21 protein-coding genes and 6 tRNA genes are annotated in these 24,239 nt (G+C 31.5%); all 27 read left to right on the top strand.

The window, feature by feature from the left end:
• The first annotated feature begins 90 nt into the window (after positions 1-90).
• Entirely contained in the window at positions 91-1,092 is a 1,002-nt protein-coding gene (locus CA_RS16550; RefSeq protein ID WP_014519041.1) for a peptidylprolyl isomerase, read from the top strand.
• Positions 1,093-1,336: 244 nt separating this feature from the next.
• The gene (gene spoVT / locus CA_RS16545; RefSeq protein WP_010966490.1) at positions 1,337-1,888 is read left to right on the top strand and encodes a stage V sporulation protein T; all 552 of its coding nucleotides are present in this window, start codon (positions 1,337-1,339) and stop codon (positions 1,886-1,888) included.
• A 71-nt stretch (positions 1,889-1,959) separates the two neighbouring features.
• The gene (locus CA_RS16540) at positions 1,960-3,498 is read left to right on the top strand and encodes a putative polysaccharide biosynthesis protein (protein WP_010966489.1); all 1,539 of its coding nucleotides are present in this window, start codon (positions 1,960-1,962) and stop codon (positions 3,496-3,498) included.
• Between the two features lie 17 nt (positions 3,499-3,515).
• On the top strand, positions 3,516-4,967 hold the full coding sequence (mazG, locus tag CA_RS16535; RefSeq protein ID WP_010966488.1) for a nucleoside triphosphate pyrophosphohydrolase: 1,452 nt from the start codon (positions 3,516-3,518) through the stop codon (positions 4,965-4,967).
• Between the two features lie 91 nt (positions 4,968-5,058).
• Positions 5,059-5,334 (top strand): HU family DNA-binding protein, encoded by a 276-nt coding sequence (locus CA_RS16530; RefSeq protein WP_010966487.1) that lies wholly within the window; start codon positions 5,059-5,061, stop codon positions 5,332-5,334.
• Between the two features lie 90 nt (positions 5,335-5,424).
• Positions 5,425-5,679 carry an RNA-binding S4 domain-containing protein gene (locus CA_RS16525; protein ID WP_010966486.1) on the top strand — a complete coding sequence of 85 codons (255 nt, stop codon included), beginning with the start codon at positions 5,425-5,427 and terminating at the stop codon, positions 5,677-5,679.
• A 59-nt stretch (positions 5,680-5,738) separates the two neighbouring features.
• On the top strand, positions 5,739-6,035 hold the full coding sequence (yabP, locus tag CA_RS16520; RefSeq protein ID WP_010966485.1) for a sporulation protein YabP: 297 nt from the start codon (positions 5,739-5,741) through the stop codon (positions 6,033-6,035).
• A 9-nt stretch (positions 6,036-6,044) separates the two neighbouring features.
• Positions 6,045-6,428, top strand: coding sequence for a spore cortex biosynthesis protein YabQ (yabQ, locus tag CA_RS16515; protein ID WP_010966484.1), 384 nt, complete (start codon positions 6,045-6,047; stop codon positions 6,426-6,428).
• A gap of 96 nt (positions 6,429-6,524) precedes the next feature.
• On the top strand, positions 6,525-6,797 hold the full coding sequence (locus tag CA_RS16510) for an FtsB family cell division protein (protein WP_010966483.1): 273 nt from the start codon (positions 6,525-6,527) through the stop codon (positions 6,795-6,797).
• 44 nt (positions 6,798-6,841) lie between these two features.
• On the top strand, positions 6,842-7,249 hold the full coding sequence (locus CA_RS16505) for a S1 domain-containing RNA-binding protein (protein WP_010966482.1): 408 nt from the start codon (positions 6,842-6,844) through the stop codon (positions 7,247-7,249).
• Between the two features lie 255 nt (positions 7,250-7,504).
• Positions 7,505-7,594, top strand: a tRNA-Leu gene (locus tag CA_RS16500).
• A gap of 10 nt (positions 7,595-7,604) precedes the next feature.
• Positions 7,605-7,680, top strand: a tRNA-Met gene (locus CA_RS16495).
• A gap of 6 nt (positions 7,681-7,686) precedes the next feature.
• Positions 7,687-7,763, top strand: a tRNA-Met gene (locus CA_RS16490).
• A 244-nt stretch (positions 7,764-8,007) separates the two neighbouring features.
• Complete coding sequence (gene spoIIE / locus CA_RS16485; RefSeq protein ID WP_010966481.1) at positions 8,008-10,395, top strand: stage II sporulation protein E; 2,388 nt, start codon at positions 8,008-8,010, stop codon at positions 10,393-10,395.
• A 76-nt stretch (positions 10,396-10,471) separates the two neighbouring features.
• Entirely contained in the window at positions 10,472-11,857 is a 1,386-nt protein-coding gene (gene tilS / locus CA_RS16480; protein WP_010966480.1) for a tRNA lysidine(34) synthetase TilS, read from the top strand.
• Between the two features lie 2 nt (positions 11,858-11,859).
• Complete coding sequence (gene hpt, locus CA_RS16475; RefSeq protein ID WP_010966479.1) at positions 11,860-12,396, top strand: hypoxanthine phosphoribosyltransferase; 537 nt, start codon at positions 11,860-11,862, stop codon at positions 12,394-12,396.
• Between the two features lie 87 nt (positions 12,397-12,483).
• On the top strand, positions 12,484-14,292 hold the full coding sequence (gene ftsH / locus CA_RS16470) for an ATP-dependent zinc metalloprotease FtsH (RefSeq protein WP_010966478.1): 1,809 nt from the start codon (positions 12,484-12,486) through the stop codon (positions 14,290-14,292).
• 181 nt (positions 14,293-14,473) lie between these two features.
• Complete coding sequence (locus CA_RS16465) at positions 14,474-16,144, top strand: formate--tetrahydrofolate ligase (RefSeq protein ID WP_010966477.1); 1,671 nt, start codon at positions 14,474-14,476, stop codon at positions 16,142-16,144.
• A gap of 121 nt (positions 16,145-16,265) precedes the next feature.
• Positions 16,266-17,054 (top strand): type III pantothenate kinase, encoded by a 789-nt coding sequence (locus CA_RS16460; RefSeq protein WP_014519040.1) that lies wholly within the window; start codon positions 16,266-16,268, stop codon positions 17,052-17,054.
• Complete coding sequence (gene dusB, locus CA_RS16455; RefSeq protein ID WP_010966475.1) at positions 17,054-18,019, top strand: tRNA dihydrouridine synthase DusB; 966 nt, start codon at positions 17,054-17,056, stop codon at positions 18,017-18,019. Before CA_RS16460 ends, dusB begins: the two co-directional genes overlap by 1 nt.
• 148 nt (positions 18,020-18,167) lie before the next feature.
• Positions 18,168-18,644 (top strand): transcription elongation factor GreA, encoded by a 477-nt coding sequence (gene greA / locus CA_RS16450; protein WP_010966474.1) that lies wholly within the window; start codon positions 18,168-18,170, stop codon positions 18,642-18,644.
• A 15-nt stretch (positions 18,645-18,659) separates the two neighbouring features.
• Entirely contained in the window at positions 18,660-20,207 is a 1,548-nt protein-coding gene (lysS, locus tag CA_RS16445; RefSeq protein ID WP_010966473.1) for a lysine--tRNA ligase, read from the top strand.
• Positions 20,208-20,397: 190 nt separating this feature from the next.
• A tRNA-Asn gene (locus CA_RS16440) sits at positions 20,398-20,472 on the top strand.
• 238 nt (positions 20,473-20,710) lie between these two features.
• Entirely contained in the window at positions 20,711-22,099 is a 1,389-nt protein-coding gene (locus CA_RS16435) for a glycine--tRNA ligase (protein WP_010966472.1), read from the top strand.
• Positions 22,100-22,470: 371 nt separating this feature from the next.
• Positions 22,471-23,859, top strand: a complete 1,389-nt coding sequence (gene murD, locus CA_RS16430) for a UDP-N-acetylmuramoyl-L-alanine--D-glutamate ligase (RefSeq protein ID WP_010966471.1) — start codon at positions 22,471-22,473, stop codon at positions 23,857-23,859.
• Between the two features lie 152 nt (positions 23,860-24,011).
• A tRNA-Ile gene (locus tag CA_RS16425) sits at positions 24,012-24,088 on the top strand.
• Position 24,089: 1 nt separating this feature from the next.
• Positions 24,090-24,165, top strand: a tRNA-Ala gene (locus CA_RS16420).
• Positions 24,166-24,239 lie beyond the last annotated feature (74 nt).

Raw genomic sequence — 24,239 nt, 5'->3', positions numbered from 1 at the left:
TGCATATTCTAAGGTTTGCAGAATCGATGCATGGTGAAATCTAAACTAAATACCTGTAAAAAAACAAAATATAAGAAGCGGGGTATAAAAATGAAAAGCGCAAAACAAATAGCTACTGCACTTTTAGTGGGTATGTTCACTTTTTCTGCTGTGGGATGTAGCATGGTAGAAAAAAGACCTGAGGCTATAAACTCAAAGGTGGTTGCAACAATCTATGGAAACCAAACTATAACTAGGGGGGAAATTGACAAATTAGCAAAAGGTACTGTTGAGCAATTAAAATCTCAGTATGGAGATAGTTATGAAAAAAATGAAGAAGCAGTTGCGGCACTAAAAAAACAAAAGGAACAGATCCTTACAAGTCTTATTGATCAAAAAATATTCTTAAAGAAGGCAAAAGATCAGAAAATAACTTTGACTAAGGATGAAATTAAAACAAATGTAGATGATGTATATGCTCAATATCAGCAAGAATTTAAGACAGAAAGCGAATTTAAAAGTCAGTTATCACAATATGGATATACAGTAGCTGAATTTAAAGATCAGTTAAAAAATAGAGCTATTTCTAATAAATTGATACAGCAAGTAGTAAAAGATGTTAAGGTGTCTGATGATGAGGCAAAGAAGTATTATGATTCTCATAAAAATTCATATACACAAAGCCCTAATACAGTACATTTAGCACATATATTAGTTAAAACTGAAAAAGAAGCAAAAGCTGTAAAGGCAAGAATTGATAAAGGAGAGGATTTTGCAACTGTAGCAAAGCAAGTCTCAACAGATGGATCAAAAGAAAAGGGTGGAGACTTAGGAGACATTCAGGAAAATGACAGTAACTATGATAAAACTTTTATGGCAGCAGCTTTAAAATTAAATGATAATCAAGTTAGTGCTCCTGTACACACTCAATTTGGATGGCATGTAATAAAGTGTATAAAGAAAACAGAATATCCAGTAAAAGATTTTAACAGCGTTAAAGATGATATTAAACAAACTGTTTTAAGCACTAAACAAAAAAGCGTATATCAAAAAACATTAAAGAAATGGGAAAGTCAAGCTAATATAGACAAAAATGAAAAAAACCTTATGTAATGCAAACAAATAGGTAATATAAATTGTGAAGATGAGAAGATTAAACTCATTTTATCAATAAAAAGCAGAAATACTCTCTAGCGAGTATTTCTGCTTTTTTATGGTGAAATATAGATTTATCTTCTCGTTTTTTTATTTGAATTTTATCCTATGAAAAATAAGTAAATGTATGTGCATAAAATTTCAAGATAAGTTGGATACTATAAATGTAAAAATATTTTACATAAACTTAGGAGGGAATAATATGAAGGCAACAGGTATTGTTAGACGTATAGATGACTTGGGGAGAGTTGTAATACCAAAAGAAATAAGGAGAACTCTTAGAATAAGAGAAGGGGATCCTTTAGAAATATTTACAGATAGAGAAGGGGGAGTAATTCTAAAAAAATATTCTCCAATAAATGAATTGAGTGATTTTTCAAAAGAATATGCTGAATCTCTTAATGCATCTATTGGTCACACGGTTATCATATGTGATAGAGATGGCATAATAGCGGTAAGTGGTGGTGCTAAAAAAGAGTATAATGATAAGAGAATCAGCAATGAAATAGAGACTGTAATGGATCAAAGGAAGACATTTAATATGTCAAAGGAGGGTAAGAGCATTCCTGTATACGATGGAGATGATTCCTTAGATAAATACAAGGCACAAATCATATCCCCTATACTTGCAGAAGGTGATGCAGTAGGGGCAGTAATTATTTTTTCAAGTGATGAGGGAGTCCAGTTTGGAGATCTTGAAACAAAAATGGCAGAAACTGCTGCATCATTCCTTGGAAAGCAAATGGAACAATAAAATAAATAAAGTAATAATACCTTCAAATTATAAATATTAATATATTTATAGAGAATTTGGAGGTATTATTAATGAAAAAGCAAACTTTAATAAAAGGAACCTTAATATTAGGTATTACAGGTATATTTGCAAAAATCTTAGGGATGTGTTTTAGGTGGCCTCTTATTATGCTTATAGGTGATGAGGGAATAGGTTACTACCAAATGTCATATCCCTTGTATATGTTTTTTATAGCAATAGCTTCAGGTGTACCAGTTGCTATTTCAAAGATGGTTGCAGAAAGAAATGCTGTTAATGACAGAGAAGGCATTATTCTAGTTTTAAAAAAGGCAGTTTTGCTTATGCTAATTATGGGTGGAGGCTTCAGTTTATTTCTAATAATTTTTTCAAGACAGTTGGTTCATTTTTTTAATTGGAATGAGAAATCATACTATTCATTAATAGGCATATCATTAGCGCCGATTATAATATCCCTGGTAAGCTCATTTAGAGGCTTTTTTCAAGGTATGCAGAATATGGTGCCTACCGCAGTATCACAGATAATTGAGCAAATAGGAAGAGTTTTAGTAGGAGTTGGACTTGCATACATACTTTTGCCAAAAGGAATAGAGTACTCTGCAGGGGGAGCGGCTTTTGGAGCAGTATTTGGGGCAGGGATTGCTGGTGTATATTTATTCATAAAATATACTAGAGCTAAAAGTGAGTTTAAGGGCGTAAAGACAGGAAGAAATTATAAAATATTAAGTGAATTATTATACATAGCAATACCAATATCAATAGGATCAGCAGTTAGCAGTATAATGAGTCTTATAGATTCCATATTAGTACCACAAAACCTAATTAAAGCTGGATTTAACTATAGTGAGGCAACTAAATTATATGGTCAGCTTACAGGTAAGGCTTTTGTACTTATTAATGTTCCACTTACACTTTCTATTGCTTTATGTACATCTCTTATGCCAGTTATTTCAGAGGCTTTTGTACTTAATAGAATGGATGAATTAAAAGGTAGAATAGAATCAGCTCTAAAGATGTCAATGTTAATAGCTATTCCATCTTTTGCGGGTTTATTTTTTATGTCTAATCAAGTTATGACAATAATATTTCCTGGACATTCAAGTGGTGGAGATATACTAAAATACTTAAGTATTAGTATACCTTTTATCGTACTTTCACAGGTGACTACATCGGTGCTTCAGGGAGTTAAAAAATATGCTATCCCTGTCATAAATCTGTTTTTGGCTTGTATTCTTAAGGTGGTAATAAATAACTATTTAGTTCCTATAAAGATGTTCAATGTTTACGGAGCAGTTATTGGCACTATTAGTGGATATATGTTATCCTGTATATTGAATGTAATTGCTGTTAAAATAATTTGTAATTTTAAAATAAAATGGTATGATATAATAATGAAACCGGCGTACGCATCTATTTTGATGATTATAGGAGTTATGTTCTTATATATGAATATTTATACTAAAACTATGAATATGTTACTTAGCTTTGGTATATCAGTATTTTCAGGAATAATAGTGTATTTTATATTTATTATTCTGTTTGGTGTATTCGATTATAAGAGAATAAAAACTAGATTTAAAAGTTTTAGGTGAAGGGAGAGGATTTAATATTGATTAAAGTAGTGGGGCTTGGGCCTGGCTCGAAAAATGCACTGACCCTCGGAACACTTGAGGCAGTTAAAAATTCACAAAATATTTTCTTTAGGACTAAAAAGCATCCAGTGGTAGAGTATTTTGATGAAATTGGTATAAAGTACAGTACATATGATGATAAGTACGAAACAGGCGAAAGCTTTGATGAGGTATATGACTTTATAGCCCGGGATTTGGTTAGTAAGGCTAAGGAGCTTAAAGATATAGTGTATGCTGTGCCAGGTCATCCTCTTGTTGCAGAGAAATCAGTGCAGATATTAATAGAATTATGTGAAAAAGAAAATATAAAAGTTGATATAGTTCCAGCTGTAAGCTTTATAGATGCCTTGATGGAATCGCTTAAGATTGATCCGGTGAAAGGTCTTAAAATAGTTGATGCCTTTGATATTAAAAATCAAATTTTGGATAAGAGGCTTGGAATTGTCATTACTCAAGTATATAATAGTTTTATAGCTTCTGATGTAAAGCTAGCTCTTTTGGAGTATTATAAAGACGATACGGAGATTTATTTCGTGAGAGCAGCTGGAATCGAAAATGAAGAGAGCGTTAGAAAAATACCTCTATATGAATTGGATAGACAAAGTGATATAGATTATCTAACATCAGTGTATGTTCCTTGTGATATTAATAACAATAAGGATTTTTACGATTTGTTAAATATAATGGAAATACTTAGAGGAGAAAATGGTTGTCCGTGGGATAGGGAACAGAGCCATGATACAATAAAGAGGGCGCTTATAGAGGAATGCTATGAGGCTGTTGAGGCAATTGAAAAAAACGATGATGATATGATGGTAGAAGAGTTAGGTGATGTATTATTTCAGGTGGTTTTTCATGCCAAGATAGGTAAAGATGAAGGGTACTTTAACATAAATGATGTGATTTCAGGGATTTGTAACAAGATGATAGAAAGACATCCACATGTTTTTAAAAATGAGCAAATAAAAAATTCTACTGAAGTTTTACAAAAGTGGGACGAAATAAAAAGAAAACAACAGGATTTAAATTCTTATACTGAAGAAATGAAACACATACCCAAAATTTTACCAGCTCTTATAAGGGCTGAAAAAGTTCAAAAAAAGGCTTCAAAAGTAGGATTTGATTTTCGTAATGTTGAAGAGGCGCTAGATAAAGTTTTAGAGGAAACTCGCGAAGTAAAAGATGTATATAAAGGGATAATAAGGGATAGAATAGCAGAAGAAGTTGGAGATTTAATTTTTTCTGTAGTAAATATTGCTAGACTCCTTGACATTGATAGTGAGTTTGCATTAAATTATACTATAGACAAATTTATTAAACGTTTTTATTACATAGAGAAAGCAGCCAAGGATAAAAATCTTAAAATTGAGAGCATGTCTTTGGAGGAAATGAATGCTTTATGGGATGAAGCAAAACTAAAAATTCAATAAAAATGTCCTTTAAAAGAAGGATTTTTATATTATATGCAGAATATGCTTATATGGTTATAGCATACTCTTAAAATTTAAGGAGGTAACAAAAGTGAATAAGGCTGAATTAATCACTAGTATATCAGAGAAAAGTAAATTAACAAAAAAAGATGCGGAAGTTGCATTAAAAGCATTTATAGAAAGTGTTGAAGAAACTTTAGAGAAACATGAAAAAGTTCAATTAGTAGGTTTCGGTACTTTTGAAACTAGAGAAAGAGCAGAGAGAAAGGGAAGAAATCCTAGATCAAAAGAGGAGATAGTAATACCAGCTTCTACTGTTCCAGTTTTTAAAGCAGGAAAAGAATTTAAGGAAAGAGTTAATAAATAATTATCTTAAAATTGGAAATCCCGGTTATTAACCGGGATTTTTAAGATTTTATATAAGATTTAATACTATACTTTTTATCGGAGGATTAGTATGAGGTTAGATAAATATTTAAAAGTTTCAAGGATAATAAAGAGAAGAACTGTTGCTAAAGAGGCTTGTGAAAGCGGAAGGGTATCTATAAATGGCAAAGTAGCAAAGCCTGGTACAGACGTTGAAGAAGATGATATAATAGAAATAAGATATGCAAGCAAAGTCTTTAAAGCAAAAGTAGTTAACATTACCAATCATGCTCTTAAAGAAGATGCAAAAAAGATGTATGAAGTAATTAGTGGTGAGGAAATTTAATGTTATAAAATCTTTCTATCTCACATATATATTAAAAAGTGGGATAGGAGGTAATTTATATGGAAGTTAAAAAGGAATTAAACGCACAAAGCGGTAAAAAAAGTTTAATGACTATAGAAAATAGAAAAAGACTTTTACTTACAGGAGTAAGTGAAGTTGTTAATTTTAATGATGAACAAATAGTTCTTAATACTAATTTAGGATCACTTATAATAAAAGGCAGAGAGCTTAAAATGAATAAATTAGATGTTCAAAATGGTGATATAGCTATAACTGGAACTATAAATGCCTGCGTATACAGCGGTAATGAATCCTCCAATAAAAAAGATAGTATAATATCTAGATTGTTTAAATAGGGTATAAATATGATTTTATCAATTTATGAACAATTAATATTTTTTATATCTAATTTTGTTGCTGGAGTTATAGCAGCATTGTTATTCGATGTATATAGGGTTTTGCTTGTATGTGAACATCCTAATAAAATTGTGACTTTTTTGGAAGATATATTATTTCTAGTTCTAGATGCTATAGTAGTTTTCGTGTTTTTACTGTACACAAATGAAGCTTACATAAATGCGTATGTATATGTGTTCATAATACTTGGATTATGCTTTTATATTAAATTTATAAGTCCTCTGTTTGTGAGTGTCATAAGGAAATTCCTTAATCAGTTTCTAAAATGTGTTAGAATATTGTTTAAATTTATTATATATATTCTTGAGTGTTTATTTTTAAGCAAAAAATAAACATAAATATCTTGAACAAAAGACAAAAAGCTTTTAAAATATATATATAGGTGTTTTAATAAAATTTATAACCTTGAAGGGGAATTGAGTACAAAAATGAAATTGAGTTCAAAAATCAAATATATAGTTTTTTTTATTGTATTGATTAATATGGGCTATATTTTTGTAAATCAACAAATAACCATAAACAGGATAAATAAAAACATTTCAGAAAGTCAAAAGAATATTGACGGTTTGAAAAAGGAAAATCAAAAATTACAGGATGAAATCAAATTATCTAAGACTGATAGTTATACTGAAAAGCTTGCAAGAGAAAAATTAGGTCTTATAAAACAAGGCGAAATCCCTGTAATAGATAGTAAGAAGTAAAAATATAATAATACACAATAAATATCAAGGAGGAGTCTTTTTATATGACCTTAAAGGCAGGAAGTATCTTAACAGGTACTATTGTTAACATTACTAATTTTGGTGCATTTGTGGAGGTTGATGGTAAAACAGGTTTAGTTCATATATCTGAGGTAGCTGATTCGTTCGTTAAGGATATACATGATCATTTAAAAGAAAAAGATAAAGTTAAAGTAAAGGTTCTCTCAGTAGATGATAATGGAAAGATAAGTTTATCAATAAAGCAAGCTATTGATCACAAAAAATCAGTTAAACCTATTGAAATTGACTGGGAAAAGAAAAATACTCAAAATGCCGTTAATTTTGAAGATAAGCTATCAAGATTTTTGAAGGATAGTGAAGAGAAATTCCAGGATTTAAAAAGGCATCAAGATTCAAGAACAAGAGGATATAAGAAAAACACAAGTCATTAATTAAAATATGAATTTAAGCACGGGATAAAATCCGTGTTTTATTTTTTCTTGTGAAAAAGTACAGAAAAAGAGATAGAAGATTAAATATTTTATATTATATTACGATAGTGTATAAGCCTTGATAAAAGCTGGTTGATGAAAGAAATAAGTGTTTTAAAATACTAATATATAAAATTTTATTTAATAAATTTAAATTTATTGTTGACATCTATATAGCTATGGGATATAATAGTTATTGTCGCTGATGAGTGACATGCCGAAGTGGCGGAACTGGCAGACGCACAGGACTTAAAATCCTGCGATGCTAATCACATCGTACCGGTTCGATTCCGGTCTTCGGCACCAATATAAATATCGCGGGGTGGAGCAGCTGGCAGCTCGTCGGGCTCATAACCCGAAGGTCACAGGTTCAAGTCCTGTCCCCGCAACCATAATATGGCGGAATAGCTCAGCTGGCTAGAGCATTCGGTTCATACCCGAAGTGTCGTAGGTTCAAGTCCTATTTCCGCTACCAAGTCAAGAAGCTTTCACAAGTATGTGAAAGCTTCTTTTTTATGTTATGTAGAATTTTATTTTAACTAAATTTTATAAATTATTGTAGGGATAAATGTCTTAAAAAAAATAAAATAAACATCCAACAATTGACAAACATTTCCAAAAGCATTTGATATAATAGGAGATAAACTGGATATGGAAATTACTTACATATTGCTATTTGAAATAGAATAATATGTGGTTTATAGATTGGGGATGTTGATATGCTATATAATAGTGAAGTTATTACATATGAAAGAGCACCTAAATCAGAAAAAGATACAAAAGTAGAAAATATAAAAAAACTATTTATATTAAAAGTATTAATTTATGCAGTGAGTTCATTTGCTATAAGTAGAGTTGTAATGATAAATTCTATGGTACCATTCGGAATAGCTTTTTTAGCATGCGTTTTAATATATAAGAAGAATGATAAAGCTTCGTTTTTAGCAGCTGTGGGAAGTTTGGTTGGTTATATATCGATTAGCGGTGAAGTGAAAGATAGCGTTATGTATGAGATTGGTGTAATTATTATTACGCTGCTTATGGTGGTTATGAAAGAAAAAGAAGATATAAAGAAGTTAGTAACTTCGGCAATATTTTTATTGATAGAATTTATTATGTTTAAAATACTTGTTGAAAAATTAACAGTACAATCAGCACTTATATTTACTTTAATTGAGATAGCATGTGTTTGTTCAGTATATTATATTATTAGGTATGGAATTATATGCCTTGATAACATAAGAACAAAACATCTTTTTACAAATGAAGAGATAATAAGCATGTCAGTTTTGGTGGCTTTAGTTATTTCAGGAACAAGAAATTTTGATATTTATAATGTATCGATAAGAAACGTTTTAGCTATGGTTTTTGTAATTGCTATTTCATATATAGAGGGAAGTTCAGCAGGAGCAGCTGGTGGTATTGCTATTGGAGCAATCATTGGTATGAATAGCAGCGATGTAATGATTTATATAGGAGTATTTGGATTTTTAGGATTTATAGCAGGAGTTTTTAAGGATTTTGGAAAGTGGATTACTGCAGGAGTATATCTTATTATATTTTTGATAATAATTATTTATTGTAAGAATCATGTTGATTTTAGCCTAATGGAAGCAGCTATAACATGTATTATATTTGCGGGGATACCTAATAAGCTTTACAAGAAAATGGAGTGTGAGTTTAATTGGGATAGAAAGCAATCAGATATTACTAATAGATATATTGAAAAGATGAAGGATATTTTTGTTAAAAAGCTTGAGAATTTTTCAGAAGTTTTGTTTACAATGTCTACTACCCTAAATAATCTTGCTGACAATGACAAACTTACAATGAAGAATAAGAGTTGCAGACTAGTTGAAAATTTGGCCGATAGAGTATGCGGAAAGTGTAATATGAACTCAATATGCTGGAAAAGAGAGATATATTATACTTATGCAGCCTTCGAAGAGCTTATACAAAATTTTCAGGAGGGTATAAATAAAATTCCTGATGAGATTGAGAGAAAATGTGTCAGGAGAAAAGAGCTTATAAAGCATACGGACATGATAATAAATGACTATATAATGAACGAGATGTGGAGAATGCAGGTATGCAGTGGAAGAGAATTTATGTCCGCTCAGGTTAAGAATATAGGTACATCTGTTGAGAATATAATAGATGAATTTAGCAATGAATTAAAGTTTAATGTTGATGTAGAGGAGAAAATAATAAGATTGCTAAATAAGATGGGGATACCATATAAGGATATAATGTGTGTAAATGATAAAAGAAACAGAAATCTTGTAAAGCTTACAATGGAAGCGTGTGGGGGAAGACAGATTTGTGTTAAACATGTACTTCCAGTTATTAATGAGGCTGTAGGAACGCTTATGTGTGTAGGAGATGATGGATGCAGTATATGTCCAGAAACTAATTTATGCAGTGTTACTTTTGAGGAGACGCCTAAGTATTATATATCCTCACAAATAGTAAGAGCTTGCAAAGATGGTGAAGAGGTAAATGGCGATAGTTATAGCTTTGGAAAAGGAAAAGATGGAAACTATAATATAATAATAAGTGATGGTATGGGACATGGAGTTCAAGCGGAAAAAGAAAGTAGAGCAGTTATTGATTTAATAGAAAAATTTAATGAATCAAGTCTTAATAGAACTATGGCTATAAATACAGTTAACTCTATAATGACGCTTAAATTTGAAGAAGATGAGAAATTTTCAACGGTAGATTTGTGTAGCGTGGATTTATACTCTGGTGATGCTGAATTTATAAAGGTTGGAGGAGTAACAAGTTTTATAAAGAAAAAAGATAAAATTGAAGTTATAAATGCTAAGACACTTCCTATAGGAGTACTTGATACAGTTGATATGGAGGTTAATCACAAGAAGGTTGAAAATGGAGACATGATAGTAATGATAAGTGATGGCGTAGTTAATTATGATGACGAGAATGCTGGAAAAGTAAATTGGATAATAGATTTTCTTAAAAATAGTAGTGCAAATAAGCCTAAAGAGTTAGGAGAAGCTATGCTAAAAAAAGCTATAGAACTTTCTGGTGGAAAAGCAAAGGATGATATAACCATAATAATTTCTAAAGTATACAGCTTATATTAATTTTTAATTTGAGGTAAAGTATTTGTAAAAATATGATATAATTATAAAGCATAAATATATTATGGGAGTGTTTTTGTTGATAAATGATGTTATCAATACCATAGAAAAAAATTCTATGATTAAACAAAACGATAGAATTGTTGTAGCAGTTTCAGGAGGCCCAGATTCAATTTGTCTCCTTCATATACTATTTAAGCTTAAGGATAAATTTAATACATCCATTTGCGCTGCACACGTTAATCACTGTATTAGGGGTGAAGCTGCAGATAAAGATGAAGAGTATGTGAAAAAATTTTGTGAGAAACTAGATATACAATTTTATGTGAAAAGAGTAGACGTAAATAAAATAGCACATGAAAAAAAGATATCCTCGGAAATGGCAGGACGAGAGATTCGGTATGCATTTTTTGAGGAGGTTAAAGAAAGGTTTAAGGCAAATAAAATAGCTATTGCACACAATGCAAACGACCAAGCTGAAACTATAATGATGAGAATAATAAGAGGAACAGGAACAGAAGGAATTAAGGGAATAAGGCCTGTTAGAGATGGATACTATATACGACCACTTATTGAAATTAGAAGATCTTCCATAGAAAAGTATTGTGAAGATGAAAAGCTTATGCCTAGGATAGATGCTACTAATCTCGAGAGGGATTATAATAGAAATAAAATCCGCTTAGATTTAATACCATATATAGTGAAGAATTTTAATGAGGATATAGTGGGTGCTTTAAACAGATTAGGAGAGCTTGTTACCATTGACAATGATTATTTAGAAAAACTTGCAAAATCAAAGTATAAGTTGTATTGTAATGAATGTGAAAAACAGGTTATAATAAGTAAAGAGGCATTTTCGAATGATACGGCAATACTATCAAGAATTATAAGAAGAGCTGTATTTTATTTAGTCAATAGTAAGTATAATCTTGAGAAGAAACACATTGACAGTATTATAGGATGCCAGAAAAATACTACAGGAAAGCAAATAAATCTACCCAATAATATGAGGGCATATAATAACTATGGTGATATTTGCCTTAGGATAAAAGAAGATGAAAGCTGCATAGGTAAAAAAGAGTATAATCTTCATATGGATAAACTTAATTCTGTACACGAGGAAAATTTAATTATAGGAATAAGGTTAATACATAATTCAAAAGATATAAGACTAGAGGGAAACAAAAATGTAAAATATTTTGATGCAGATAAAGCGGGAAAATATATAACTTTAAGGTACAGATCTGAAGGAGATAAGTTTATGCCTTTTGGTATGAAAAATAATAAAAAACTAAAGGATATATTTATAAATTTAAAAATACCTAGAGAAGAAAGAAATAAGATTCCTCTCATATGTTTTGGTGGTGAAATAGCTTGGATAACAGGGTTTAAAATAAGTGAAAAATTTAAAATAGATAACAACACTAAAAAAATATTAGAAATAAAAATTGAAAGAGAGGAATAATAATGAGAGAAGACATTAAAGAAGTATTGCTTGACGAAGAGAAAATAAACGAAAAAGTTAAGGAACTTGGCAAAAAGATAAGTGAGGATTACAAAGGAAAGGATCTTATACTTATTGGTATTTTGAAAGGTTCTGTTGTTTTTATGGGTAACCTTGTAAAATACATTGACATTCCTTGTGCTATAGATTTCATGTCAGTTTCAAGTTATGGTAATGGCACATCAACATCTGGAATTGTAAAGGTACTTAAAGATTTAGATTCAGATGTTGAGGGAAAAGATATCTTGATAGTTGAAGACATAATAGACTCAGGAGTAACACTAAAATATCTTATGGGACATATATCAGGGAAGAAACCAAACAGCATAGAAATAATTACATTACTTAATAAACCAGAAAGAAGAAGAGTTGAAATAAATGTAAAATACACAGGATTCATAGTGCCAGATTATTTCCTAGTTGGATATGGACTTGACTATGCAGAAAAATACAGAAATCTCCCATATATTGGGATACTAAAAGATGAAATATATGAATAATTAATGGAATATTATATTGTAAACAGTTTTTTGTTATGATACAATCTTTAAATAACACAATTATATACATAGAGAGGGGGGCCTAGATTGAAAAAAATTTCTAGTGCTACGGTCTGGATTGTAGTGTTTTTAGTGGTCATTTTTACTATTTTGATGCTAGTGCAAGGTGGTAAGGCTACTAATACTGTAAGCTTTGATCAATTTCAAAAGCAGTATATGGGAAATAATATAAAAAGTTTTGAAATGAAAGACGATAAGATGACAGTTGATGGTAAATATAAAGATGGTTCATCTTTTGAAACTATCGTGCCTTTAGAAAGACTCAATCAATTTCTTGCGGATCATCCTACTAATGGTGAAATAGGTGAATCATATGCCGCACCAGCCAATATACCTGTTTGGATAAGTTGGATGCCAACTATAATAATGATTTTGGCTATGGTTGTAATATTAGTGCTTTTCATGCAGCAAACACAAGGTGGTACAGGTAAAGGCGTAATGGGCTTTGGAAAAAGTAGAGCAAAAATGTCATCACCTGATGATTTAAAGCAAAAAGTCACCTTTAAAGATGTTGCGGGGGCTGATGAGGAAAAAGGAGAATTGGAAGAAATAGTTGATTTTCTAAAACAGCCTAAGAGGTATATTGAAATGGGAGCTAGGATACCTAAGGGAGTTCTTCTTGTTGGTCCTCCTGGAACTGGTAAGACACTTTTAGCAAAAGCAGTTTCAGGTGAAGCAGGTGTGCCATTTTTCAGTATATCAGGTTCAGACTTTGTTGAAATGTTTGTTGGTGTAGGAGCTTCTAGAGTAAGAGACCTATTTGAGCAGGCAAAAAAGAATTCTCCATGCATAATTTTTATAGATGAAATAGATGCAGTTGGAAGACAAAGAGGAGCAGGACTAGGTGGAGGACATGATGAAAGAGAACAAACTCTTAATCAGCTTCTTGTTGAAATGGATGGTTTTGGAGTAAATGAAGGTATAATAATACTTGCAGCTACCAATAGACCTGACATATTAGATCATGCACTCTTGAGACCAGGTAGATTTGATAGACAGATTCTTGTTGGTGCTCCAGATGTTAAAGGAAGAGAAGAAATTCTTAAAGTTCATTCTAAAAATAAGAATTTAGATGATTCAATACGTTTAGATGTTTTAGCTAAGAGAACACCTGGATTTACAGGTGCAGATCTTGAGAATTTAATGAATGAAGCAGCACTTTTGGCTGTAAGAAATAAAAAGCCTATAATTGGAATGGAAGAACTTGAAGAAGCAACTACAAGAGTTATTGCAGGACCAGAAAAGAAGAGCAGGGTAATAAGTGAAGAGGATAGAAAGATCACAGCTTATCATGAGGCAGGTCACGCTGTATTGATGGAACTTTTACCTTACTCTGACCCAGTTCATCAAATAAGCATAGTTCCTAGAGGTATGGCAGGTGGATATACAATGCATCTTCCTGAAAAGGATAGTTCATACATGTCTAAGAATAAACTTAAAGATGAAATGGTTGGGCTTCTTGGTGGAAGAATAGCTGAGAAGTTAGTAATAGGAGATATTAGTACTGGTGCTAAAAATGATATAGATAGAGCTACTAGTATAGCTAGAAAAATGGTTATGGAATACGGAATGAGCGACAAACTTGGAACTATAACCTTTGGAAAGGATCAAGACGAAGTATTCCTTGGAAGGGATCTTGGAACTAGTAGAAACTTTAGTGAAGAGATTGCAGCTAAGATAGACAATGAAGTTAAGGAATTAATAGATGAAGCATATACTAAAGCTGAGAATCTATTGAAAGATAATATGTCAAAACTTGATGCAGTAGCTAAGGCTTTACTTGAAAAAGAAAAGTTAGAAGCTGATGAGTTTAAAGAAATATTTGAAAATGCTTAATATACTAAAATAGCGATAAGTAATTTGAGAATGGATAATAATATTATTGAAATAATAAACTTATTACCATTCTCTTAACTTATCGCTATTTTTTTCACTATATTATGGTATAATAGTAAAGGTTAATATAAGTAGTTTATATTTTAAGTTTATTACATATAAAAAGGGGTGCATTTAACTCATGAAAACTGATATTGAAATAGCTCAAGAAGCTAAAATGGAACCTATAGTAAAAATAGCAGAGAAGATTGGTTTAAATGAAGACGATATTGATTTATATGGTAAATATAAGTGTAAAATATCGCTAGATGTATTGAAACAAAACAAGAACAAACAAGATGGTAAATTGGTGTTGGTTACTGCTATAAATCCTACACCAGCTGGTGAGGGAAAATCTACAGTTACAGTGGGACTTGGGGAAGCCCTATGCAAAATGAACAAGAATACAGTGATTGCACTTAGAGAACCTTCTCTTGGACCTGTTTTTGGTATTAAAGGAGGAGCTGCTGGAGGCGGTTACGCTCAAGTAGTACCAATGGAAGATATAAATCTTCATTTTACTGGAGATATGCATGCTATAACTTCAGCAAACAATTTACTCTGCGCAGCTATAGATAACCATATTCACCAAGGAAATAGTTTGAAAATAGACCAAAGAAGAATAGTATTTAAAAGAGTTATGGATATGAATGATAGAGCTCTTAGAAGTATAGTAGTTGGTCTTGGAGGAAAAGTAAATGGTTTTCCAAGAGAAGACGGTTTTATGATAACAGTTGCTTCTGAAATAATGGCTATACTTTGTTTGGCAAATGATCTTATGGATTTAAAAGAGAGAATGGGAAAGATACTAATAGCCTATGATTTGGATGGGAATCCAGTATATTGTAGGGATCTCAAAGTTGAAGGTGCTATGGCTATGCTTATGAAAGACGCAATGAAGCCTAATTTGGTTCAAACGCTTGAGAATACTCCAGCTATAATTCATGGTGGACCTTTTGCAAATATAGCCCATGGATGCAACAGTATCTTAGCTACAAAGATGGCGTTGAAGCTTGGAGATTATGTTATTACAGAGGCAGGTTTCGGTGCAGATTTAGGAGCTGAAAAATTCTTAGATATAAAATGTAGGTACGGAAACTTAAACCCTGATTGCGTTGTATTAGTTGCAACAATTAGAGCACTTAAACATCACGGTGGTGCACTAAAGGAGGATTTAAGTAAACCAAATGCAAAGGTTCTTGAAAAAGGACTATCAAATTTAGGTAAACAAATAGAGAATATAAAGAAATACGGTGTGCCTGTTGTTGTTGCAATAAATAAATTTATAACAGACAGTGAAGAAGAAATAAAATGCATCGAAGAATACTGTAGTAAACAGGGAGTAAAGGTATCGCTTACAGAAGTTTGGGAAAAAGGCGGAGAAGGTGGAACAGATCTTGCAAATAAGGTTTTAGACACTTTAGAAAATGAAAAGAGCAATTTTAAGTATCTATATGATGAAAAGCTAAGTATAAAAGAAAAAATGGATATAATAGCTAAAGAAATATATGGAGCAGATGGAGTTCAGTATACTCCTCAAGCAAACAAACAGATAAAAGAAATTGAGAAATTTAATTTGGATAAACTCCCTATATGTGTTGCGAAAACACAGTATTCTTTATCTGATAATCCAGCTCTTTTAGGAAGACCAACTAACTTTACTATAAATGTTAAGGAAGTAAGAGTATCTAATGGAGCAGGTTTTGTGGTAGTTCAAACCGGAAATATCATGACTATGCCAGGACTTCCAAAGACTCCAGCTGCAAATAAAATGGATATATTTGAAGATGGCTCTATAGTAGGTTTATTTTAAAATTTACTTGACCATACATTTTGAAATTGATAAAATAACTTTATTGAATTTTTCAATATAAGTGCTTTGAAATAAGAGAGCAGCTTTTATGCTGCTCTTATTTTTAAGGAGTGTATTAAAAGTGATTTTAGTTTTAGATGTTGGCAATACTAATATAGTGTTAGGAATATACAATGATACGAAACTTACAGCTGAATGGAGACTATCAACAGATGTATTAAGATCTGCTGACGAATATGGAATTCAAGTAATGAACTTATTTCAACAAGATAAGCTCGATCCAACATTAGTTGAGGGAGTAATAATATCCTCTGTTGTACCTAATATCATGTATTCTTTAGAACATATGATAAGAAAGTACTTTAAGATAAATCCATTAGTTGTTGGACCTGGAATAAAAACAGGAATTAATATTAAATACGATAATCCTAAAGAAGTTGGAGCCGACAGAATTGTAAATGCTGTAGCAGCACATGAAATTTATAAAAGATCTCTTATAATAATAGATTTTGGAACAGCAACTACATTTTGTGCAGTAAGAGAAAATGGAGATTATCTTGGTGGAGCAATATGCCCTGGAATTAAAGTTTCATCAGAGGCTCTTTTTGAAAAGGCAGCTAAGCTTCCAAGAGTAGAGCTCATAAAACCAGCGTATGCTATTTGTAAAAATACTATTTCAAGTATACAATCTGGAATTGTTTATGGATACATAGGTCAGGTAAGATACATAGTTGAAAGAATGAAGGAAGAACTGCAGGAGGAAGGAGAAAAAGAACCTCTTGTAGTTGCGACAGGTGGTCTTGCAAAACTTATAAGTGAAGAGGCTAAAAATGTTGATGTAATAAATCCTTTTTTAACTTTGGAAGGGCTCAGAATAATATATGAAAAAAATAGAGTTAAGGTGATCTAATGAAGGTAGGTAATCTTAGTTTTGAAGGAAATGTGTTTTTAGCACCGATGGCAGGAGTAACAGATATAGTATTTAGAAAGATATGTAAAGGTATGGGAGCAGATCTTACATATACGGAAATGGTAAGTGCAAAAGCTCTTTACTATGGAAGTGAAAATACAGAAGAACTCATGAAGATATCAGATGAAGAAGAGTATGCTGCAGTTCAAATGTTTGGGAGTGAACCAGATATAATGGCAAAGGCATGTGAAAAATTCAATGAAGATGATAAAATTTGCATTATAGATATAAACATGGGATGCCCTGCTCATAAAATAGTTAAAAATGGTGAAGGATCTGCACTTATGAAAAGCCCTAAGCTAGCATATGAGATTGTAAAAGCAGTTAAAAAAGCTTCCAATAAACCTGTAACCGTAAAGTTTAGAAAAGGTTTCGATGAAGATAATATAAATGCTGTAGAATTTGCTAAGGTAATAGAGGATGCAGGAGCAGACATGATAACAGTCCATGGAAGAACAAGAGCTCAGATGTATGAAGGAAAAGCGGATTGGGATATAATAAAGGCGGTCAAAAAATCAGTTAGTATACCTGTAATAGGAAATGGAGATATAGTATCAGGAGAAGATGCTGTTAGAATGTTAGAATATACTAATTGTGATGGTGTGATGGTTGCTAGAGCTGCAATGGGAAATCCATGGATATTTAGAGAGATAAAAGCTGCGATTAATTCAACGCAAATCATAAAACCTACTCCAGTTGAAAAATTAGATATGTGTATATTTCACTATAAAGAAGCAGTAAAATATTATGGTGAAAAAAAAGCAGTACGTGAAATGCGAAAAAATATAGCATGGTACATAAAATCACTAAAAAATTGTACAGATATAAAATGTTTAATAAATTCAGAGGAAAGCAGTGATGAGGTTATTGGTATTCTTGAGCAGTATAGAAAAGATTTTCTTTAAAAATTGTAATTAAAATTATGCACAGGAATAAACATATATAAAACAATATATATTGACAATGCAATAATGCTGTTTTATAATTACCTCAATATATACTGTTACAATAATCTGGGGTATGATTCAATTTTTTGTAGAGGGGAGAAAAACAATGAGTCAGGAAAAAAAATATGTTATTACTTATAAAGGCGTAAAAAAATTAGAGGAAGAATTAGAATATTTAAAAACTACAAAAAGAAAAGAAATAACTGAGAAGATTAAGGTAGCTCTTTCTTTTGGTGATTTAAGTGAGAATTCAGAATATGATGAAGCTAAAAATGATCAGGCATTTGTAGAGGGAAGAATAGCCCAAATAGAAAATATGCTGAAGAATGCTAACGTTATTGATGAGAGTGAGCTCAAAAATGATGTTGTAAGTGTTGGGTCAAAGGTAATGGTTAAAGATTATCAATTTGACGAGGAAATCGAGTTTTCGATTGTAGGTTCTGCAGAAGCTGATCCTATAGAAAACAAAATATCGAATGAATCACCTGTTGGCAGTGCTCTTATCGGTAAAAAGGTAGGAGACGAGATAGAGGTTAATGTGCCTGATGGTGTTGATAAATATAAAATATTAGCTATTAAGTAGAGGTGGGATACAGTAATGTCAAATGATGAAAAGCAATTGACAAAGGAAGAAATGAAGGCAATTAAGCTTCAAGCAAAAGAAGAAGCTAAGATGAACGATCTTTTAAAAGAGAGAAGGCAAAAACTTTCCGATGCACAAGAAAGAGGAAAGGATCCTTTTGATGTATATAAAGTTGAAAGAACACACACATCAAAACAAATCGTTGATAATTATGATGAGCTAGAGGATAAAATTGTAACTGTAGCTGGAAGACTTATGTCGAAAAGAGTTCACGGTAAAGCAGGATTTTCCGACATATATGATAGATACGGCAAAATACAACTTTATCTTAAAATTGACGATGTTGGAGAAGAGAAATTAAAAGAATTTAAAACCTTCGATATAGGAGATTTCGTTGTAATAACGGGAAAAGTTTTTAAAACTAAGACAGGGGAAATTACTTTACATGTAACTAAGCTTGAGCTTATTGCAAAATCATTAAAACCTCTTCCTGAAAAGTTTCATGGACTTAAAGATCCAGATTTAAAGTATAGACAAAGATATGTAGATCTAATTATAAATCAAGATGTAAGAGAAACATTCATGAAAAGAACAGCAATTATAAAGGCTGTAAGAGAGTTCTTGGATAATAAGGATTATTTAGAAGTAGAAACACCTGTATTGTCAACTATTGCTAGTGGTGCATCTGCTAGGCCGTTTTCAACACACCATAATGCTCTTGATTTAGATATGCATTTAAGAATAGCTACAGAGCTTTATTTAAAAAGATTAATAGTGGGTGGATTTGAAAAAGTTTACGAAATAGGTAAAGACTTTAGAAATGAAGGAATAGACGTAAGACATAATCCAGAGTTTACAATGATTGAATTATATGAAGCATATGCTGATTATAATGATATGATGGAAATTACGGAGAATATGGTTGCATATGCATGTCAAAAAGTAAATGGAACTACAAAAATAACTTATGAAGGAACGGAAATAGATTTAACACCTCCATGGAGAAGAGTAACTATGGTGGATATAGTTAAAGAACATTCTGGAATAGATTTTTCTACAGTAAAGACTGATGAGGAAGCAAGGGAAATTGCAAAAGAAAAGAAATTAGAGTTAAAGAAGGAATTAAAAGATTGTACAAAGGGAGACATTCTAAACGCTTTATTTGAAGAATATGGTGAAAAGAAGCTAATACAGCCTACTTTTGTATGTGATTATCCTGTAGAAATTTCACCTCTTACAAAGAAAAAGAGAGGAAATCCAGAGTACACCGAAAGATTTGAAGGATTTATATATGGTAGAGAAATATGTAATGCATATTCTGAGCTTAATGATCCTATAGTACAAAAGGATAGATTTATGCAGCAGCTTAAAGAAAGAGAATTGGGTGACGATGAAGCATATCAGATGGATGATGACTTCATAAATGCACTTGAAATAGGTATGCCTCCTACAGGGGGAATGGGAATGGGAATGGATAGATTAGTAATGTTCCTTACAGATTCACCATCTATAAGAGACGTAATATTATTCCCAACAATGAAACCAACACCAAATAGAGATTAGTAATAAAAGACGGCAGAAAGCTTAAATAGTGTCTGCCGTCTTTTATTTATGGGTGCTTTGGAATGCTATACCTATGTAACTAATTGAAAAAAAGCTATTAAATATGATTTAAGGAAAAAAAGTTTAAAAAAAGTGTTGACATTATGTGTGGATATGATATAATAATATTCGTAGTCAAGACATGGAACATTCCGCGATAGCTCAACGGTGGAGCACTCGGCTGTTAACCGATAGGTTGAAGGTTCGAATCCTTTTCGCGGAGCCATTTTATTTTTTGATAATTTAATATCTATACAATGACAAAGATAGAAATTGTATTTTCTTCAAAGAGAGGCTGTGGAGGGTGTAAACGGTCAAGAAAATTCAGTAGTGGAGTCTTTCGAGTATTTTTAAAAGAAAAGCAGGGCTATTGCCAATAAGGGTGGAACCGCGGAAGTAATTTCGTCCCTTTGAGGTGATAGTCTTTTTTATTTTTATAAAATTATATTAGGAGGTAAAAGCAAATGAAAGATGAAAAGACTATGGACAAAATAGTTTCTTTGGCGAAAAATAGAGGATTTGTTTTTGCTGGATCTGAAATATACGGTGGTCTTGCAAATTCATGGGATTATGGTCCTCTAGGTGTGGAACTGAAAAACAATGTAAAAAAATTATGGTGGAAAAAGTTTGTGCAGGATAATACATATAATGTAGGACTTGATTGTGCTATATTAATGAACAGCGAAGTTTGGGTAGCGTCTGGTCATCTTGGAGGCTTTTCAGATCCTCTAATGGACTGTAAAGAATGTAAATCAAGGTTTAGAGCAGATAAAATTGTTGAGGACTATTTAACAGAGCAGGGAGCCGAAGTGGCGAGTGCTGATGGATGGTCAAATGAAAAACTAGAAAACTTCATAAAGGATAAACATATTAAATGTCCTAAATGTGGTAAAGAGAACTTTACTAGTATCAGAAAGTTTAATCTTATGTTTAAAACTTTCCAAGGAGTAACAGAAGATGCTTCATCAGAAATATACTTAAGACCAGAAACAGCACAAGGTATATTTGTTAACTTTAAAAATGTTCAGAGATCATCAAGAAAAAAAGTTCCTTTTGGAATAGGACAGATAGGTAAAGCTTTTAGAAATGAAATAACACCTGGAAACTTTACATTCAGAACTAGAGAATTTGAGCAAATGGAATTAGAGTTTTTCTGTAAACCTGGAACAGATTTAGAGTGGTTTAAATATTGGAAAGATTATTGCTGGAGTTTCTTGTTGGATTTAGGCATTAATAAAGAAAATTTAAGATTTAGGGATCATTCAGCAGAAGAATTAGTATTCTATAGTAAAGCAACTTCAGATATAGAGTATAAATTCCCATTTGGTTGGGGCGAGCTTTGGGGCGTAGCTGATAGAACAGATTATGACCTTAAGAAACATATGGACCATTCAGGAGAGGATATGAATTATTTAGATCCATCAACTAATGAGAAATATGTTCCATATGTAATAGAGCCTTCTTTAGGAGCAGATAGAGTTGCACTTGCATTTTTAATTGATGCCTACGATGAAGAAGAACTTGAAGGTGGAGATCAAAGAATAGTATTACATTTTCATCCACAAATTGCACCTATTAAAGCTGCAGTTCTTCCTTTAAGTAAGAAGTTATCTGAAAAAGCTTTAGATGTATATAGTAAGATTAGTTCTAAATTTAACATTGAATATGATGAAACAGGAAGTATTGGTAAGAGATATAGAAGACAGGATGAAATAGGAACACCTTATTGTATAACTGTTGATTTTGACACTTTAGAAGATGAAGCGGTTACTATAAGAGATAGAGACAGCATGAGTCAGGTAAGAGTTAAAATTGAAGAGTTAGAAAAATACTTAGAAGAAAAAATAAAATAGATTATTTAATAAAGTAAAGGATTTTCTTATAAAAACTGTTGAGGTTTGTAATATAGAAAGTCCTTTATTTTAAAAGCTTGTACAAAAAGAAAAAGCCGGATACTAAAATCCGGCAAAATAGGGTTTAATCATGGGGATATGTTATATGTTCAATTAAAACTTGGGGAATTATATTAATGTTTTCCTTACGGCACTTCTATATTATAGCACAATATATTAATATTTTTCAATACTTTACATAAAAAATATATATTTTTTATGTAAAGTGTCACTATAAAGCAATTACTGTTAATATTTTAGATGTAAAATTTCTATTTGTTATAGTTTTGTAAAGTGATATAATTGAATCTGAAATGGGAGGATTTAGCGATATGAAAAGAGATTTTAATGAATTTGTGAAATTTATAAAAAATAAAAAAACTGCAGTTGTTGGAATGGGAATAAGTAATAGACCACTTATACATTTTCTAAGTAAATTAGGAGCTGAGATAACTGCGTTTGATAGAAAAACAAAAGAAGAATTAGGTGATGAAGTAATTAATGAATTTTCAAGTGAGAACGTAAAGTTTGAGCTTGGAGAGAATTATTTATCTGCATTAAAAGGCTTTGATGTAGTATTTAAAACACCGTCCATGAGAATAGACAGCGAAGCATTAGTGAAAGCAAAACAAGAGGGTGCATATATAACATCAGAAATGGAAGAGTTTATAAAATATTGCCCAGCTAAAATTTTTGGTGTAACAGGTAGCGATGGAAAGACTACAACTACTACACTTATATATAATATGCTTAAAGAAGAAGGTTATAAAACGTGGGTTGGAGGTAATATAGGAACACCTTTGTTTTCAAAAATAAAAGAGGTTTCTACAAAGGATAAAGTAGTATTAGAATTATCTAGTTTTCAACTTATGACAATAGATGTTTCACCTGAAGTAGCAGTTGTTACAAATCTTAGTCCTAATCATCTTGATATACACAAGAACATGGAGGAATATATAAATGCAAAGAAAAATATATTTACCCATCAAAGCAAAGGTAATGTTCTGATAATAAACAGAGACAACGAAATAACAAATAATATGGAGAGCGAAGCTTTAGGAGATTTGTTGAAATTTAGCAGAAACGAAAAGGTCAAAAATGGAGCATATTATAATAAACAAGATGGAAATATATATTTATTTGAAAATAAAATATGCAACAAGGATGATATAAAAATAAAGGGAATGGATAATGTAAAAAACTTTATGGCAGCGTTTTGTGCAGTGAGCAAGGATGTGTCAAAAGAAAGTATGATAAAAGTAGCAATGAATTTTGCTGGAGTAGAGCATAGGCGTGAATTTGTAAGAGAATTAGATGGAGTAAAGTATTATAATGATTCAATAGCATCAAGTCCTACAAGAACTATTTCAGGACTTAATGCTTATGAAAGACCAGTTATACTTATAGCAGGAGGATATGATAAACACATTCCTTTTGAGCCACTTGCAGAAAAAGGGTATGACAAAATAAAGGTACTAATTTTAATGGGAGCTACAAAGAATAAAATAAAAGAAACTTTTGACAAGGTTATTTGTGAGAAAAATATAAAATTACCTATAATACTATCAGATAATTTAGAAGAGGCTGTATGTGAAGCTAAAAAGGTAGCTACTAATGGGGATATTGTAACATTATCACCAGCATGTGCAAGCTTTGATTCTTTTCCTAATTTTGAAGTGAGAGGTAATAAGTTTAAAGAAATAGTAAACAACTTAAAGTAGGAAAAACAAAAAAATATAAATTTTAAACTTTTTTAAAAAATACTGTTGACAAACATATTTAAATGATCTATAATATCTTACTGTAAGTTGTTTGCTACGGTTTAGCCTAGCAAGTGATTTAACTAACAATATTTAAATTGTTGCTAGGAAATGGATCTTTAGCTCAGTTGGTTAGAGCAACCGGCTCATAACCGGTCGGTCCGGGGTTCGAGTCCCTGAAGGTCCACCATGGGGGATTAGCTCAGCTGGGAGAGCACCTGCCTTGCACGCAGGGGGTCAAGAGTTCGAATCTCTTATTCTCCACCAAAAAGAACAGTCAGTGATGGCTGCTCTTTTTTTTATATAATAGTATAAGAAGGTAAAAACAAGGCATACTAAGT

It is taken from the genome of Clostridium acetobutylicum ATCC 824, from assembly GCF_000008765.1.
In the GTDB taxonomy this organism is placed as follows: Bacteria; Bacillota; Clostridia; order Clostridiales; family Clostridiaceae; genus Clostridium_S; species Clostridium_S acetobutylicum.
This window is presented reverse-complemented; position numbering and strand designations above follow the sequence as displayed.

Coding starts and splice junctions, on each gene's coding strand:
- CA_RS16550 (WP_014519041.1), top strand. CDS start 91: ATGAAAAGCGCAAAACAAATAGCTACTGCACTTTTAGTGGGTATGTTC.
- spoVT (WP_010966490.1), top strand. CDS start 1,337: ATGAAGGCAACAGGTATTGTTAGACGTATAGATGACTTGGGGAGAGTT.
- CA_RS16540 (WP_010966489.1), top strand. CDS start 1,960: ATGAAAAAGCAAACTTTAATAAAAGGAACCTTAATATTAGGTATTACA.
- CA_RS16525 (WP_010966486.1), top strand. CDS start 5,425: ATGAGGTTAGATAAATATTTAAAAGTTTCAAGGATAATAAAGAGAAGA.
- yabP (WP_010966485.1), top strand. CDS start 5,739: ATGGAAGTTAAAAAGGAATTAAACGCACAAAGCGGTAAAAAAAGTTTA.
- yabQ (WP_010966484.1), top strand. CDS start 6,045: ATGATTTTATCAATTTATGAACAATTAATATTTTTTATATCTAATTTT.
- CA_RS16510 (WP_010966483.1), top strand. CDS start 6,525: ATGAAATTGAGTTCAAAAATCAAATATATAGTTTTTTTTATTGTATTG.
- CA_RS16505 (WP_010966482.1), top strand. CDS start 6,842: ATGACCTTAAAGGCAGGAAGTATCTTAACAGGTACTATTGTTAACATT.
- spoIIE (WP_010966481.1), top strand. CDS start 8,008: ATGCTATATAATAGTGAAGTTATTACATATGAAAGAGCACCTAAATCA.
- hpt (WP_010966479.1), top strand. CDS start 11,860: ATGAGAGAAGACATTAAAGAAGTATTGCTTGACGAAGAGAAAATAAAC.
- CA_RS16465 (WP_010966477.1), top strand. CDS start 14,474: ATGAAAACTGATATTGAAATAGCTCAAGAAGCTAAAATGGAACCTATA.
- dusB (WP_010966475.1), top strand. CDS start 17,054: ATGAAGGTAGGTAATCTTAGTTTTGAAGGAAATGTGTTTTTAGCACCG.
- greA (WP_010966474.1), top strand. CDS start 18,168: ATGAGTCAGGAAAAAAAATATGTTATTACTTATAAAGGCGTAAAAAAA.
- lysS (WP_010966473.1), top strand. CDS start 18,660: ATGTCAAATGATGAAAAGCAATTGACAAAGGAAGAAATGAAGGCAATT.
- CA_RS16435 (WP_010966472.1), top strand. CDS start 20,711: ATGAAAGATGAAAAGACTATGGACAAAATAGTTTCTTTGGCGAAAAAT.
- murD (WP_010966471.1), top strand. CDS start 22,471: ATGAAAAGAGATTTTAATGAATTTGTGAAATTTATAAAAAATAAAAAA.